General features: G+C 60.5%; 13 protein-coding genes. 10 read left to right on the forward strand and 3 right to left on the reverse strand.

Annotated elements, in window-relative coordinates; all coding sequences use genetic code 11:
- Positions 1 to 344 precede the first annotated feature (344 nt).
- Complete coding sequence (locus tag LMG28727_RS33375; protein WP_201646568.1) at positions 345 to 740, reverse strand: carboxymuconolactone decarboxylase family protein; 396 nt, start codon at positions 738 to 740, stop codon at positions 345 to 347.
- A gap of 184 nt (positions 741 to 924) precedes the next feature.
- On the opposite strand from LMG28727_RS33375, the gene LMG28727_RS33380 reads away from it, so the two are divergent.
- Positions 925 to 1,440, forward strand: a complete 516-nt coding sequence (locus LMG28727_RS33380) for a DUF3455 domain-containing protein (RefSeq protein WP_201646569.1) — start codon at positions 925 to 927, stop codon at positions 1,438 to 1,440.
- Between the two features lie 18 nt (positions 1,441 to 1,458).
- Here LMG28727_RS33380 and hmpA read toward each other — a convergent pair whose 3' ends face one another.
- Complete coding sequence (hmpA, locus tag LMG28727_RS33385; RefSeq protein ID WP_201646588.1) at positions 1,459 to 2,640, reverse strand: NO-inducible flavohemoprotein; 1,182 nt, start codon at positions 2,638 to 2,640, stop codon at positions 1,459 to 1,461.
- Positions 2,641 to 2,754: 114 nt separating this feature from the next.
- Between hmpA and norR the strand changes: the two genes are divergently transcribed.
- The 6 genes from norR to LMG28727_RS33415 all read left to right on the forward strand — a co-directional run bounded on the left by norR (position 2,755) and on the right by LMG28727_RS33415 (position 10,022).
- Positions 2,755 to 4,359, forward strand: coding sequence for a nitric oxide reductase transcriptional regulator NorR (norR, locus tag LMG28727_RS33390; RefSeq protein ID WP_201646570.1), 1,605 nt, complete (start codon positions 2,755 to 2,757; stop codon positions 4,357 to 4,359).
- Between the two features lie 144 nt (positions 4,360 to 4,503).
- Positions 4,504 to 5,346, forward strand: a complete 843-nt coding sequence (locus LMG28727_RS33395) for an FAS1-like dehydratase domain-containing protein (protein ID WP_201646571.1) — start codon at positions 4,504 to 4,506, stop codon at positions 5,344 to 5,346.
- Between the two features lie 27 nt (positions 5,347 to 5,373).
- A complete protein-coding gene (locus tag LMG28727_RS33400) occupies positions 5,374 to 6,537 on the forward strand; it encodes an acyl-CoA dehydrogenase family protein (RefSeq protein ID WP_201646572.1) in 1,164 nt (387 codons plus the stop codon).
- A gap of 19 nt (positions 6,538 to 6,556) precedes the next feature.
- Positions 6,557 to 7,735 (forward strand): CaiB/BaiF CoA transferase family protein, encoded by a 1,179-nt coding sequence (locus tag LMG28727_RS33405; RefSeq protein ID WP_201646573.1) that lies wholly within the window; start codon positions 6,557 to 6,559, stop codon positions 7,733 to 7,735.
- 80 nt (positions 7,736 to 7,815) lie between these two features.
- A complete protein-coding gene (locus tag LMG28727_RS33410) occupies positions 7,816 to 9,216 on the forward strand; it encodes an MmgE/PrpD family protein (RefSeq protein ID WP_201646574.1) in 1,401 nt (466 codons plus the stop codon).
- Complete coding sequence (locus LMG28727_RS33415; protein ID WP_201646575.1) at positions 9,213 to 10,022, forward strand: HpcH/HpaI aldolase/citrate lyase family protein; 810 nt, start codon at positions 9,213 to 9,215, stop codon at positions 10,020 to 10,022. Before LMG28727_RS33410 ends, LMG28727_RS33415 begins: the two co-directional genes overlap by 4 nt.
- Before the next feature lie 166 nt (positions 10,023 to 10,188).
- Here LMG28727_RS33415 and LMG28727_RS33420 read toward each other — a convergent pair whose 3' ends face one another.
- Complete coding sequence (locus LMG28727_RS33420) at positions 10,189 to 10,557, reverse strand: response regulator (protein WP_201646576.1); 369 nt, start codon at positions 10,555 to 10,557, stop codon at positions 10,189 to 10,191.
- Between the two features lie 573 nt (positions 10,558 to 11,130).
- On the opposite strand from LMG28727_RS33420, the gene LMG28727_RS33425 reads away from it, so the two are divergent.
- From LMG28727_RS33425 to LMG28727_RS33435, 3 genes are all read left to right on the forward strand, one after another.
- A complete protein-coding gene (locus LMG28727_RS33425; protein ID WP_201646577.1) occupies positions 11,131 to 12,018 on the forward strand; it encodes a LysR substrate-binding domain-containing protein in 888 nt (295 codons plus the stop codon).
- A 192-nt stretch (positions 12,019 to 12,210) separates the two neighbouring features.
- Positions 12,211 to 13,710: an L-piperidine-6-carboxylate dehydrogenase gene (gene amaB / locus LMG28727_RS33430; protein WP_201646578.1), complete on the forward strand. Its 1,500-nt coding sequence runs from the start codon at positions 12,211 to 12,213 to the stop codon at positions 13,708 to 13,710.
- A gap of 145 nt (positions 13,711 to 13,855) precedes the next feature.
- A complete protein-coding gene (locus tag LMG28727_RS33435; protein ID WP_201646579.1) occupies positions 13,856 to 15,028 on the forward strand; it encodes an NAD(P)/FAD-dependent oxidoreductase in 1,173 nt (390 codons plus the stop codon).
- Positions 15,029 to 15,319: the final 291 nt, after the last annotated feature.

A 15,319-nucleotide genomic window follows, 5' to 3' on the forward strand; every position in this document is an offset into this window, starting at 1 on the left:
AAACGACTCCACGCCGATGATAGTGCGGATTGCCCGTGTGAAAGTAGGTAATCGTCAGGCTCCCCAGCATGTCCAGAAACCCCACCCCAACAAGGTGGGGTTTTTGCGTTTACGCGCCCAGTCGGGCCATGGGGCACGGAGTCATCGGCAGTGCACGGCAAGCAGAAATTACACGCGGACGCTTTGCTGCGCATCGAGTGGCGCAGCGACCCAGTGCTAACGTCGCCGGATTCAAGCCGCAGACGTTGATCCATCTTCGCCAGTTCACAACATCAGGCATGCCGGGGTCCTGATTCGCAGTCGGCGAGCGAAAGTAAGCGGCAACCCCACCTCAACCAGATACTCTAGCCTTCGTCGGGAATAGAAAGACCAAGTTCTTCGAGAACTTCCCGCGCACTTCGAAAGGCTTCCACTGCTGCTGGGGCGCCCGCATAGATCGCACTGTGCAGCAATACCTCACGAATCTCGATGACCGTCGCGCCATTGTTAATCGCGCCACGTACATGCCCTTTGAGCTCCGTGCTTTTACCCAGCGCCGCGAGCATTGCACACGTACACAGGCTGCGCGTTTTCAGATCGATACCTTCCCGAAGCCACGTGCTGCCCCACGCATGTTCGTTGAGCCAGTCTTGCAGCGGTCGATTGAATTCGTCCAGCCCATTCATCGCGCGATCGACGAAAGGAGCTCCCATCACCTGAGTACGACGTGCCTTTCCTGCGCTCTGTTCCTGATCGCTCATGCTGTTCTCCGAAAACAATGTGACGAAAACGAAGTGACGTACTAAACGAAATCTTAGTGTAGTGTGAGCCGGACGACACGTTGCCCCAACGTCATTGTGTTTCATGTGTCGACGCGCTGTGCTCAGCTTCATCGCCTGAGTACAACACGTCTGACATCACCCTGCATCTCTCCAAGGTGAATCCATGCTCAGAATCGGTTCGTCGCTAACCCTGACCACCATCGGCCTGTCGCTGCTGGCAGCATGCACGACAACACCTCCATCAACCGTTGCTGCTGCTTCCATTGATCCACCTCAAGCCGAGCGCGTGATGACTCTGGCTGCCTCCGGCGTGCAAACGTATTCATGTGAGTTCGATACGCAGCATCGTTTGGGATGGGTATTCAAGAGCCCGCAAGCAATTCTTTTCGACACTAGCGGCCACGCAGCCGTCCGCCATAGCGCGGGGCCGTCCTGGGAAGCAGAAGACGGCAGCCGTATTCAGGGGCGCGTACTGGCGCAGCAACCCAGCACCACGCCAGCAAGCATTCCGCAGCTATTGCTGGAGACCCATGTCACGGCCGGCAACGGCACGTTGTCGGCGATCCGCTATGTGCAGCGGGTGCATACGGTCGGAGGGTTAGCGCCGTCGGCTCCGTGTTCGGCGGAACACGAAACCGGCAACTCACCTTATCTGGCTGACTACGTTTTCTACCGGTAGTGGCCAAACGCAAGTCGATCATTCAAGCGCAGCGGCGGGTCCAAAAAACTCGTAACGACTTTGCGACTCCGGCACGCCTATCGCCTTGAGGTGCTTCTTGATCGCCTTCATGAAGGCAGTAGGTCCAAGAAAATAGACATCGACGTCGCGGGTTTCCGGCAACCATTCACCCAGGCGCTTCTGGTCGATATAACCAACGCCGTGCGCATCGGCATCGCCAGCACGGTGTTGTTCATAGCAATAGAAGTGCTTCAATTGCGGATGACGCGCGGCCAGTGCATCAATCGCATCGCGAAACGCATGCACGCCACCATGACGCGCCGCGTGAATAAAATGAATCGCGCGATGGGTCTTCAACGCGGCTTGCAGCATCGCCAGCGTCGGTGTGATTCCGACGCCGCCGCTAATCAGTACCAGTGGCTTATCGTTATGTTCGAGTTTAAAGTCGCCCGCTGGTGCAAACAGTTCAATCGCGTCGTTTTCATTAACGCGTTCGTGCAGATAGTTCGACACCTTCCCATTCGGTTCGCGCTTCACGCTGATGCGATACTCGTGGCCATTCGCCATGGCCGAGAGCGAATAATTGCGCCGAACTTCTTCACCGTCGATCACTAAGCGCACGCCGATATATTGCCCCGGCTGAAACGCCAATAATGGGCCATTGTCGTCTGCACGCAGGTAAAACGACGTAATTTCCTCGCTCTCCCGCACTTTGCGTGCAACGCGGAAAAGCCGGGTGCCACGCCATCCACCTAATGCGGCTTCACGCTCGGCATACATCTTTTCTTCGAGCCCGATCAGCAGATTGGCGAGTTGCTGATAAGCGGCGGCCCACGCTTCGATAACGGCATCCGTTGCGATGTCGGCGCCCAATACTTCGCGAATCGATTTCAGCAAACACTGTCCGACAATCGGGTAATGCTCCGGCAGAATATTCAGCGCGACGTGCTTGTTGATGATCTGCGAGACGAGTCCGCCCAGCTGTTCGAGTTGATCGATATGGCGCGCATACATCAACACGCCGTTGGCCAGCGCACGCGGCTGTGCGCCACTGGCCTGATTAGCCTGATTGAACAGGGGCCGCACTTCGGGATGTTCGCTCATGAGCATCGTGTAGAAGTGCGTGGTCAGCGCCTCGCCCCCGCTTTCGAGAAGGGGAACCGTTGCTTTGACGATGGCGCGGTGTTCAGCGGAGAGCATAGTGAGAGTCCTGGTGATAGATGAGCAGTCAGTGGACTGCGGCTGATCGCGTCTATCTATCCATGATTCGTGCCAGGTATAAAATGTAGGTAAATCAAAGATCTGGATACGAAAATGGTCAATCCGACTCTGGTCAAAGAGACTGGCAACATAGTCAATCTGACTGCAGAGGCACTGCTGGACGCGCTCACCCCGCTGATCCTCGACCTGTCGCGCGACCTGTCCGATCACGAGCGTTATCGGCGCTTGCTCAGCAGTCTGCGCACGCTGTTTCCGGGCGATGCCGCCGCGTTGTTGCGTCTGGACGGCGACACGCTGGTGCCGCTTGCCATCGACGGCTTGAGCAGCGACACGCTCGGGCGGCGCTTTCGCGTCAGCGATCATCCGCGCTTCGAGCAGCTTCTCTCCGGCCCCGAACCCACCCGTTTTGCCGCCGACTCCGATTTACCCGATCCCTACGACGGCCTAGTGCAAGGCGTCGCCGGCAAACTTCATGTTCACGATTGCCTCGGCTGCCCGCTGTTTATTCGCGGCCGACCGTGGGGTTTGCTCACGCTCGACGCACTGGACCCGGCCCGCTTCGACGCGATCGACATGGCCTCGCTGCGCGCATTCCTCAGCCTGGCCGCCGCGACCGTGAGCGTCGTGGAGCGCATCGACACGCTGGCCCGCACTGGCGAGGAAGAGCGCCGCCGCGCCGAAGCGTATCGGCAGGCGAGCAGCCAGACGCATCGTGAGTTGATCGGCAGCAGCGACGCTCACAATCATCTGGTTAAGGAAATCGAGGTCGTCGCTGGCAGCGACCTGACCGTGTTGATTACCGGCGAGACCGGTGTCGGCAAGGAGCTCGTGGCCAACGCGATTCACGCGCTGTCGTTACGGGCAAACAAGCCGCTGATCAGTCTGAACTGTGCGGCATTGCCAGACACGCTGGTCGAAAGCGAACTCTTTGGACATGTGCGTGGCGCGTTTTCGGGGGCGTCGACGGATCGGCGCGGCAAATTCGAGCTGGCCGACGGCGGCACGATTTTCCTCGACGAAGTCGGCGAATTGCCGCTTGTCGCCCAGGCAAAACTTCTACGGGTTCTGCAGAACGGTCAGTTGCAGCGAATCGGCTCGGATCACGAACACAAAGTCGACGTCAGGTTGATCGCCGCCACGAATCGCGATCTCGCGGAAGAAGTGCGAGCAGGCCGCTTTCGCGCGGACTTCTATCATCGGCTCAGCGTTTATCCGCTACGTGTCCCGCCATTGCGTGAGCGAGGGCGCGACGTGTTGCTGCTTGCCGGCAATTTCCTCGAAGAGAATCGCTCACGACTGGGTCTGTTGAGTATTCGTCTCGCGGCGGATGCGCAAGCCGCGTTGCTGCACTACCCGTGGCCTGGGAATGTACGTGAACTCGAGCATCTGATTGGGCGAAGCGCGCTGAAGGCACTCGCCGCGAATCGCGAGCGCCGGCGTATTCTGACTTTGACCGCGGCTGACTTCGCGTTGTCCAACGCGTCGACTCAGGCTCACACTCAGCCTCAGGAAAATTCCAATGCAGGGGAAACGCAGATCGTACCCAAGGATTTTCGCAGCGCGGTGACTGAGTTCGAGCGCAACATGCTCCTCGATACGCTGGCCCGCCACAACCAGAACTGGGCCGCGGTTGCACGCGAGCTGGGACTGGATCGCGCCAACCTGAATCGGCTCGCAAAACGCCTCGGCCTGAAATGACCGGTGGCGCCCAGCCATCAGGGCGTTCCACGAGCCTTAAGCAAAACCAAAGGCCCGCTTCGAAATTGCAAACTTCGCGGGATGTAGAGCCTGGTACATAGTAGGGATCTATTAAGTCAACAAGCGCATCCGGAGACTTCGCCCATGTCTGCGTCTTTAGAGAAACTCGACGACTGGCTCGACAAGAAGGAGGTGGTGAAAGACGACATCACCGCCTTTCCGCTGGCGGCGATGGCTGCCACGCTCGATCGCGACGAAGGTGGCAATGCGGTGCCACCGCTTTGGCACTGGCTGTATTTCCTACCCATTTCTCCGATATCCGATGCGGGTCCCGATGGTCATCCGAAGCGTGGTGGCTTTATGCCGCCGGTGCCTTTGCCGCGTCGTATGTGGGCCGGTGGCCGCCTGACGTTTCATGCGCCTTTGAAGGTCGGCGAGAAGGCCACGCGCGTTTCGACGATTGCCAATATCGAAGACAAGACGGGCCGTTCGGGCCGTCTCGTGTTTGTCACGGTTCAACATGCCATTGAAGTCGGCGGCGAACTGAGGCTCGAAGAAGAGCATGACATCGTCTATCGCGACGCGCCGCAGGAAGGCACGCGGCCACAGCATCCGCAACTTGCGCCTGACGGCGAAACATGGCGCCGCACGATCGACGCAGACGCGGTGATGTTATTCCGCTATTCGGCTTTGACCTTCAACAGCCATCGCATTCACTACGATTACCCCTATGTCACGCAGGTAGAAGGCTATCCAGGTCTCGTCGTCCACGGTCCGCTGATCGCGACGTTGCTAGCCGATCTGGTGCGTCGCGAACAGCCCGACGCCACACTGCAAAGCTTCGCGTTCAGGGCGCTGCGCCCCACTTTCGCGGGACAGCCCTTCACCGTATGCGGGCGACCTTCCGCCGATGGCAAAACCATCGACCTGTGGGCCAAAGATCACGACGGTTATCTGACTATGCGCGCTACGGCCGCCATCGCCTGAATCTGGCTGACTATCACGAGACTGGACATGCAAACCACGCAACACGATTCTTTCCAGGACATTCGCGAAGCGGTACGCGATCTGTGTCAGCAGTTTTCCGGTGAGTACTTCCGCAAGATCGACGAAGCGCGCGGTTATCCCGAAGAGTTTGTCGATGCACTCACGAAGGCCGGGTGGCTGGCCGCTTTGATTCCGCAGGATTTCGGCGGCTCGGGGCTGGGGCTCACCGAAGCATCAGTGATCATGGAGGAGATCAATCGCGCGGGCGGCAACTCGGGCGCGTGCCACGGTCAGATGTACAACATGGGCACGTTGTTACGCCATGGCTCCGACGAGCAGAAGCGCAGGTATCTGCCGAAGATCGCAAGCGGCGATCTGCGTTTGCAATCGATGGGCGTGACCGAACCGAGCACCGGCACCGACACCACGAAGATCAAGACCACCGCTGAGCGTCGCGGCGACCGTTATGTGATCAACGGCCAGAAGGTATGGATCTCGCGCGTTCAGCATTCGGATCTGATGATTCTGCTCGCACGCACCACGCCGCTTGCTGATGTGAAGAAGAAATCGGAAGGCATGTCGATATTTATCGTCGACCTGCGCGAGGCGATTGGCAACGGCATGACCGTGCAGCCGATTCTCAACATGGTCAATCACGAGACCAACGAACTGTTCTTCGACAACCTTGAAATTCCCGCCGAGAACCTGATTGGTGAAGAAGGCCAGGGCTTCAAATACATTCTCGACGGCCTGAACGCGGAGCGCACGCTGATCGCTGCGGAGTGTATCGGCGATGGTTACTGGTTCGTCGACAAGGTCACGGAATACGCGAAAGAGCGCATCGTGTTCGGTCGTCCGATTGGGCAGAACCAGGGCGTGCAGTTCCCCATCGCGCGTTCGTTCATCAATGTCGAAGCGGCGAGTCTGATGCGCTTCGAAGCGGCCCGTCGTTTCGACGCGCATCAACCGTGCGGCGCGCAGGCGAACATGGCGAAACTGCTCGCGGCGGATGCATCGTGGGAAGCGGCGAACGCCTGTCTGCAGTTTCACGGCGGCTTCGGCTTTGCGTGCGAATACGATGTCGAACGCAAGTTCCGCGAGACGCGTCTTTACCAGGTTGCGCCGATTTCGACCAATCTGATTCTGTCGTACGTGGCCGAGCATATTCTCGGGCTGCCGCGTTCGTTCTGACCTTAGGGCTGACACACATATGAGACCACTCGACGGTATCAAGGTCGTCACGCTCGAACACGCGATTGCCGCGCCGTTCTGCACGCGTCAACTTGCCGATCTCGGCGCACGTGTGATCAAGATCGAACGGCCTGGCGTTGGCGATTTTGCGCGCGGTTACGACGAGCGCGTGCATGGACTGTCGTCGCATTTCGTCTGGACCAACCGGTCGAAAGAAAGTCTGGCGCTCGATCTGAAACAGCCTGCCGCCACGGAGATTCTCGACGCGCTGGTCGCCGACGCGGACGTGCTGGTACAGAACCTCGCCCCCGGTGCAGCGGACCGCCTCGGCCTCGGTTACGACGCGTTGAGCAAGAAGTACCCGAAGCTGATCGTCTGCGATATTTCCGGCTATGGCGCGGACGGCCCCTATCGCGACAAAAAGGCCTACGACCTGCTGATCCAGAGCGAAGCCGGCTTTCTGTCGATCACGGGCTCGCCTGGCGCACCCGCCAAAGCAGGCTGCTCGATCGCCGATATCGCCGCTGGCATGTACGCGTATTCGAATATTTTGAGCGCACTGCTTATGCGCGGGCGCACGGGACGTGGCTGCCGGATCGACGTGTCGATGCTGGAAAGCATGGTCGAATGGATGGGTTATCCGCTGTACTACGCCATTGACGGTCAACCGCAGCCCGCGCTGTCCGGCGCGGCCCACGCGACGATTTATCCATACGGCCCGTTCCCCACAGGCGACGGTAAGACGGTGATGCTCGGTCTGCAAAACGAACGTGAGTGGAAGCTCTTCTGCGAGCGAGTACTGGAGCAACCCGAGCTTGCCGTCGACGAACGCTTCGCATCGAACTCGAAGCGCACGTCGGCACGCGACGCGTTACGCGAGGTGATCGTCGCAGCATTTGCAACGCTGAGCGCCGTGCAGGTGAGCGAACGCCTCGATCAGGCGGGCATCGCCAACGCGCAAATGAATACGCTCGCCGACGTGTGGGCGCATCCTCAACTGAAAGCACGTGAGCGCTGGCAGGAAGTCGGCACCCCAGCGGGCGCGATCCCCGCCTGGTTGCCACCAGGTCTGCCCACTGATTTCGAACCGCGCATGGACCCGGTTCCCGCGCTCGGCCAGCACACTGAAGCGATTCTTCGCGAACTCGGCTACGACAGCGAGTGGATCGAAGCGTTGCGCGCAGCCGGCACGATCTGACCAGACTTTCCGTGCCGGACGTGTGCGTGCAAGCGACGACGCCATGCCGGCTATCCGAACGACTCTGACGCGACATCATCATGAACGATCATCCTGGTCTCACGCTTGCCACCTTCGCCGCGCAACTCGACTTCGGCAGCATTCCGCCTGCGGTGGTCGAGCGCACGGTCAACCTTTACGTCGATTGGCTGGGTTCGGCATTGGCCGGCAAAGGTGCGCGGCCGGTCGAGACGATTGCGCGTTTCGCGCGTCAGGCGGCCGGCGCCGCGGCGAATAACGGTCCGTGCGAAGTGCTGATCGACCGCAGTCGCACCACGCCGTATTTCGCGGCGATGGTCAACGGCGCGGCGTCGCACTTCGCCGAACAGGACGACGTGCACAACGGCTCGGTGTTTCATCCGGCGACGGTGGTGTTTCCGGTGGCGTTAGCACTCGCACAGGCGACGCGCGCATCGGGGCGCGACTTGATCGTCGCGGCAGTCGCGGGCTATGAAGTCGGTATCCGCATCGGCGAATTTATGGGGCGCTCGCACTACAAGGTGTTCCACACGACGGGCACGGTCGGGACCATTGCAGCCGCTGCCACAGCAGGTCGCCTGCTCGGCTTGTCGCCGGTGCAGATGCTCGACGCGTTCGGTTCGGCGGGCACCCAGGCGAGCGGACTGTGGGAGTTCCTGCGCGATGCGGCCGACTCGAAGCAGCTTCACACGGCGATGGCCGCCGCCAACGGTTTGATGGCCGCGCAACTCGCCGCTGACGGCTTCAAGGGCGCCACGCACATCCTCGACGGCGCGCAAGGGATGGCCGCAGGGATGTCGAGCGACGCCGATCCGGCGCGTCTCGTCGACCGTCTGGGCAGCCGTTGGGCGACCGTGGAAACGTCGTTCAAGTATCACGCGGCCTGTCGTCATACGCATCCCGCTGCGGATGCTTTGCTCGCTGTCGTCCAGGCGCACCGTCTCGCACCGCGCGATATCGCGAAGGTCGTCGCGCACGTTCATCAGGGCGCGATCGACGTGCTCGGTCCGGTCGTCATGCCGCGCACCGTGCATCAGGCGAAATTCAACATGGGGACCGTGCTCGGGCTCGTCGCGCATCACGGCTATGCGGGCGTGACGGAGTTCGAGCAGGGGTTCGACGCCGACGCGGTGGTCGCTTTCCGCGATAACGTGACCATGGCCTTCGACGCCGAAGTCGATGCGGCGTATCCCGCGCGCTGGATCGGCAAGGTCACGGTAACCACGACCGACGGCCGCGTGTTCAACGGCCGTGTCGACGAGCCGAAGGGCGATCCGGGTAACACGCTGTCACGCGATGAAATCGCGACCAAGCTGCATCGGCTGGCGGCATTTTCGGGCGCGGCGACCGAAGGTGAAGCGGCCAGGCTGCTCGGCAACGCATGGCAGATTGCCGGGCAGGCGCAGGTCGGATTGGTGTTCGACAACGCGCATGCGCAAGCCGATTCGACGGTGTCTGCATGAGCGCCACGCTGCCACGGTCGTATCTTTTCGTGCCGGGCAACCGGCCCGAGCGTTTCGACAAGGCACATACGTCTGGCGCTGACGCGGTGATTCTCGATCTCGAAGACGCTGTTCAGCCCGATGAAAAACCCGGTGCACGAGAGGCCGTGCTGGCCGCAGTCTCCGCGCCTGTGTCACGGCCCACGTGGGTGCGCATCAACGGATCTGACACGTCGTGGTTCAACGAAGACATCGCCGCGCTGGCCGCGCAGCCAGGTGTCGCTGGAATCGTGCTGCCGAAGGCCGAAACGCGCGCGCAGATCGATGCCGTGCTGACGAACGCGCATCCCACGTTGAGCGTGTTGCCGATCGTCGAAACCGCGCGCGGCTTCGCGAATCTCACGGTGTTATGCGCCGCAGCGCGCGTGCAGCGGATCGTGTTCGGCACGCTCGATTTCCAGATCGATCTGGGCATCGACGGCGACGCGGAGGAACTGCATTTCTTCCGCTCGCAGATCGTGCTGGCATCGCGGCTGGCGGGTATCGGCGCGCCTGTGGATGGCGTGTCGACCACGATCACCGATATCGACGCAATCGAAGCCGATGCGCGACGTGGGCGTCGGTTTGGCTTTGGCGGCAAGCTGTGCATTCATCCGAAGCAGATCGACGCGGTGCATCGCGCGTATGCGTGGAGCGACGCCGAGCGGGAGTGGGCGCAACGCGTGCTCGCGGCGGTAGAGGCGAGTCACGGTGCGGCGGTGGCTGTCGACGGAAAGATGGTCGACATGCCGGTGATTCTGAAGGCGCGCAGGATCGTGACGGGGTAAGAGGCCGGCGTCCACGCAACCGGCAACGGCTGATTTCATCGAGTCGATGGGGAAGGGAGCAATGCCTCAGCATTGCGCACTCGCTTCCATGTTCGCCCCATTCAAGTGCATCGGGCCATAATGAGCGGCCCCCAGAAATTCAGTCACCGCCATCAGGCAATTGCGTTCAGCAAACAGCAGGTGCGGTCATGCCGTTTTCGCATTCGGCCAGCAGCGACAGCAACTTATCCAGCGCAAATGGCTTTCTGAGAAAACCCTTCACCGGTAACGATGGCGTTTCGCCGCTGCCGCTCGTCAAGATGACGGGCACGGACGCCAGTTCGCTCCTCGCCTGCATCGATTCGATCAATTCGGCGCCATCCATATTGGGCATGCGCCAGTCGCATACCACGGCGCTTACGCGCGTGCGTTGCAAGCGTTCGAAAGCTTCCGCGCCATCCGCGGCGGTGGCCACCGTGTAGCCACGGCCGACCAGTACGGCGCGCAGCGCGGACAAGGCTTCAGGTTGGTCATCTACCAGTAAAACGCGACTCATATTGCTTATGCCTAAGGAAATTCGGTTGGGGCGCCCGTCGCCTGGCGTTGGGCTGCCCTTGACAGGGACTTGGGCTGAATAGCGCCACGCGGGTGTGTCCTGTCGAGCCGCATGAATAAGCAAGTGCTGTGCCCGTTTGTTTTCATCGACCCGATTAGGTAGGTCGGCGTTGAAGTCGCCCCGGATTGATCCGTTGGATCAACGCGCGCCCGGGTTATTCGCGTTGAGTTGGCGCAGGTCACCGAGTATTGGGAGATTGGATATAAACGCGGTGCGTCGCTAGCGCGGTAAGCGATTCAACTTTTACCGGTAATGGGAGCCATTCTGTGTAGCGTTATCGAATGAGAAAACGATCGAGCGACGACTTCTGGCGCATCGGTTTCCGCCATTCAAATCACTTATCGTTCAACCCAGCCTCCGAAATAAACGCCAGCAAGCGCGCCCTGCGGCACGCCGGCTGAGGCCACGGAAGCAGCCCAGAGATTCACCCTTTTCGAACGGCCGCTTCACCTGCGGTTAAGATTGACGTTTGTCCTGCGAGCGCCCATTGGCGTTTCATCTCTGGCTTCCGTCATGCATTTCGATTTCGTGGATTTGCGTCTGCTTCTGAATATCGCCGACACGCAGAACCTGGCGCGCGCGTCTGAACGCTCGCATCTGTCGGCACCGGCCGCGAGTAATCGGGTCAAGAATCTCGAGGAACAACTGGGCGTCAAGCTGCTTTATCGAACCAGCCAGGGCGTGACGCTCACGCCTGCGGGCGAGGCATTCGTGCATCACGCGCGGCTCGTGCTCGAACGCGTCGAGCATCTGGCCGGCGACATGCAGGAGTACGGCGAGGGCATCAAAGGCCACGTGCGCATCTGGGCGAACACCACGGCAATCAGCGAGTTCATGCCGGGCGTGCTGAGCCGCTTTCTGCGCGATCATCCTGACGTCAATATCGATCTGCGCGAAGTGCTCAGCGGCGAAATCGTCAAAGGCGTGGCGGACAGCGCGACGGATATCGGCATCGTCGCGGGCAACGTACATGCGGATCATCTGGAGATGTTGCCGTATCGCGACGACCGTCTCGTGCTGGTTACGTCACGCGATCATCCGCTCGCACAACAGGCATCGGTCGATTTCGCCCAGGTACTCAATGCCAACTTCGTCAGCCTGCCTACGTCGAGCGCGATCCACGCGTTCATCATCAGCGCGGCCGATGCACTGGGCGCCCGCCTGAAATTGCGTATTCAGGTGGGCAATTTCGAAGCCGCCTGCCGGATGATCGAGGCGGGCGTCGGCATAGGCATCGTGCCGGAGTCGGTTGCGCTGCGTCATGGAAAGACGATGCAAATCTCCATGGTTCGTTTGAATGATCCCTGGGCCGAACGCAAACTCAAGATCTGTGTACGCAGCCTGAAGGACCTGCCGCCGTTCGCGCGGGCGCTGGTCGATCGTCTGATGGCGGGTGTGTGATGGCGAAACGCGGCCCGCTGAAACGATGCCTCCAAAGACGTCGCCACTTGCCGCTCGTGTTTCCTTAAGGAAACATCTTGTGGTTGACAGGGTGAGATCTTCCTCGTTTTCCCATCCTTGCCGCCATAAAAGCCCGCGTGTATAGTTTCCTAACTTACTCTTGTTTCGTATCGGAAATTAAAGGGGTTTCTCATGGACGCTTCCACCATCCTCGCCGACCTCGGCATCGCGCACGCGGTGCAAGCCGGCGACCTCGCGGTTCATTCGCCGATTACCGGTGAGCTCATCGGCCGCGTGGCCATCAATACGGTGGCGGAAGTCGACACGGCCCTGGCCAATGCAAAAGACGCGTACACCGCGTGGCGCAACGTGCCCGCGCCGCGTCGCGGCGAACTGGTGCGCCTGCTCGGCAACCGTCTGCGTGAGAAGAAGCACGCGCTTGGCAGCATCATCACGCTCGAAACCGGCAAGATCCTGCAGGAAGGTATGGGCGAGGTGCAGGAAATGATCGACATCTGCGATTTCGCGGCTGGCCTTTCGCGCCAGTTGTACGGTCTGACCATCGCGTCGGAGCGGCCGGGTCATCGGATGGCGGAAACCTGGCATCCCATGGGCACTTGCGTCGTGATCTCGGCGTTCAATTTTCCGGCTGCGGTGTGGTCGTGGAATGCGGCGCTCGCGCTGGTCTGCGGCAACGCGGTGATCTGGAAGCCGTCGGAAAAGACGCCGTTGACCGCGCTCGCCGTCAATCAGATTCTCAACGAAGCGTTGAAGGAATTCGGCGACGCGCCCGCCGGCCTGACCGCGTTGATCAACGGTGGCCGCGACGTCGGCGCGAAACTGGTGGCCGACCCGCGTGCGTCGATTGTCAGCGCGACCGGCAGCACGGAAATGGGCCGCACCGTCGGCGTGGAAGTGGCGAAGCGTTTTGGGCGCTCGCTGCTCGAACTCGGCGGCAACAACGCGGGCATCGTCACGCAAACCGCCGATCACGAGCTTGCGATGCGTGGCATCCTGTTCTCGGCCGTTGGCACGGCGGGGCAGCGTTGTACGTCGCTGCGGCGTCTGTTCGTGCACGACAGCGTGTACGACAAAACCATCGAACGTTTGACGCAGCTTTATAGCAAGGTGCCGATCGGCAACCCGCTCGAAAAAGGCACGCTGATGGGACCGCTGATCGACAAACAATCGTATGCGCGGATGCAGGAAGCTTTGCAGCAGGCCACGGCCGAAGGCGGCAAGGTGCACGGCGGCGAGCGCGTCGACGTGAAGGGTTACGAAGGCGGTTACTACGTGCGTCCGGCGATTGTCGAAATGCCGTCGCAGACAGCGGTCGTGCTGAAGGAAACCTTCGCGCCGATTCTCTACGTGCTGCGCTACACGGATTTCGCCGCTGCCGTCGAAGCGAACAATGCGGCGGTCCACGGTCTGTCGTCGTGCGTGTTCACGACGGACTTGCGCGAAGCAGAGCGCTTCCTGTCCGATTCAGGCAGCGACTGCGGTATTGCGAACGTGAACATCGGGCCGAGCGGCGCTGAAATCGGCGGCGCATTCGGCGGTGAGAAGGAAACCGGCGGGGGCCGCGAGTCAGGTTCGGATGCGTGGAAGGCGTACATGCGCCGTGCGACCAACACGGTCAACTACTCGTCGGCGCTGCCACTTGCGCAGGGGATCGACTTCAATATCGACTGATCGCGCGGTGCGATGGGTCGGGCGAAGGTGGCGTGATCAGACGCAGCCTTCCGCAGCGCTGCTGTACCCATAAGAAACTCTCTTCAGCAATCCGTTTGCGCCGCCCGGCGTTTTCAGAGCGGCCACGTTACTCGTGGAGTAAGGCGTGAGTTCCAAAGTCGTGGTGATCGGCGGTGGAGTGATCGGCAGTTCGATTGCGTATTTCTTGCGACTGTCCGACCCGACAGTCAGCGTCACGGTGATCGAACGCGATCCGACCTACGCGCGATCGTCGTCGGCGTTGTCGGCGGCCTCGATCAGGCAGCAATTCTCCACGCCGCTTTCCATCCAGATGTCGCTGTTCGGCATCGAGTTCTTGCGTTCGATTGGCGAGCGGCTCGAAGTCGACGGCGCGCGACCATCGATCGATCTGCACGAAGGTGGCTACCTCTTTCTCGCCACGCCAGCGGGCCTTGCGACGCTGCGTGACAATCACGCGCTGCAAAAGCGTCTTGGCGCAGATATCAGCCTGCTCGACACGCAGGAATTGCAGACGCGCTTTCCCTGGCTCAATACGGAAGACCTGGCAGCCGGTGCATATGGCGAAAGCGGCGAGGGCTGGTTCGACGGTTACGGTCTGGTCCAGGCGTTGCGCAAGAAAGCGCAGGCGCTCGGCGCGCGCTATATCGCCGCCGATGTCACCGACGTGCAACGCACCGGCAACCGTGTCACTCATGTGCAGACCGCGAACGGCGAGCGCTTTGCGTGCGACGTGGTCGTGAACGCTGCGGGCGCCTGGTCGCGCAAAGTCGCGCAGATGGTCGGCATCGATCTGCCGGTTTACGCGCGGCGGCGCAGTATTTTCAACGTCACGTCGCCAGCGAAGCTCGAACGCTGCCCGTTACTGATCGATCCAGGCGGTGTGTATTTCCGGCCCGAAGGGCAATCGTTTATCTGCGGCACGTCGCCGTCCGCGGATAACGACCCCGACGATCTGCCGCTCGACGAAGTCGATCATGCGCTGTTCGACGACGTGATCTGGCCGGCACTGGCGCATCGTGTGCCGCAATTCGAAGCGCTGCGCGTACAGAACTGCTGGTCTGGCTACTACGAATACAACGTGCTCGATCAGAACGCGGTTATCGGCTATCACCCCGATGTCGCCAACTGCCTGTTCGCCAACGGCTTTAGCGGCCATGGTTTGCAACAAGGTCCGGCCACCGGACGTGGTATTAGCGAACTGATTCTGCATGGGCGTTATACGACGCTCGATCTCGGCTCATTGAGTTTTACGCGAGTTCTTGAGAACCGGCCCATTGTGGAAAAGAACGTGGTGTAACCGTGGATAAAGCGGGAGCGAAAAACCAGCCGGTTATGTCTCCCGCCTCTACGTATTAAACGCACATGGGATCCTGTGCTGGACGCAGCATTTTAATAAGAAAATAATCGTGCATCTGCCCGCCATCGGTCATTCAGTGTGATCGATATGCGCGAAGCCGGACTGGCGCGCGGAGAATTGAAATCTGCGTTTGACTGTCTGTACTGCCAACGCGGACCTCCACAGACTCATGCCGATCTGACTCACTGCGTTGCCGCTAATAGACAACACCGTTGAATTATTGATGAGACA

This window comes from Paraburkholderia metrosideri, from assembly GCF_904848625.1.
Lineage (GTDB): Bacteria > Pseudomonadota > Gammaproteobacteria > Burkholderiales > Burkholderiaceae > Paraburkholderia > Paraburkholderia metrosideri.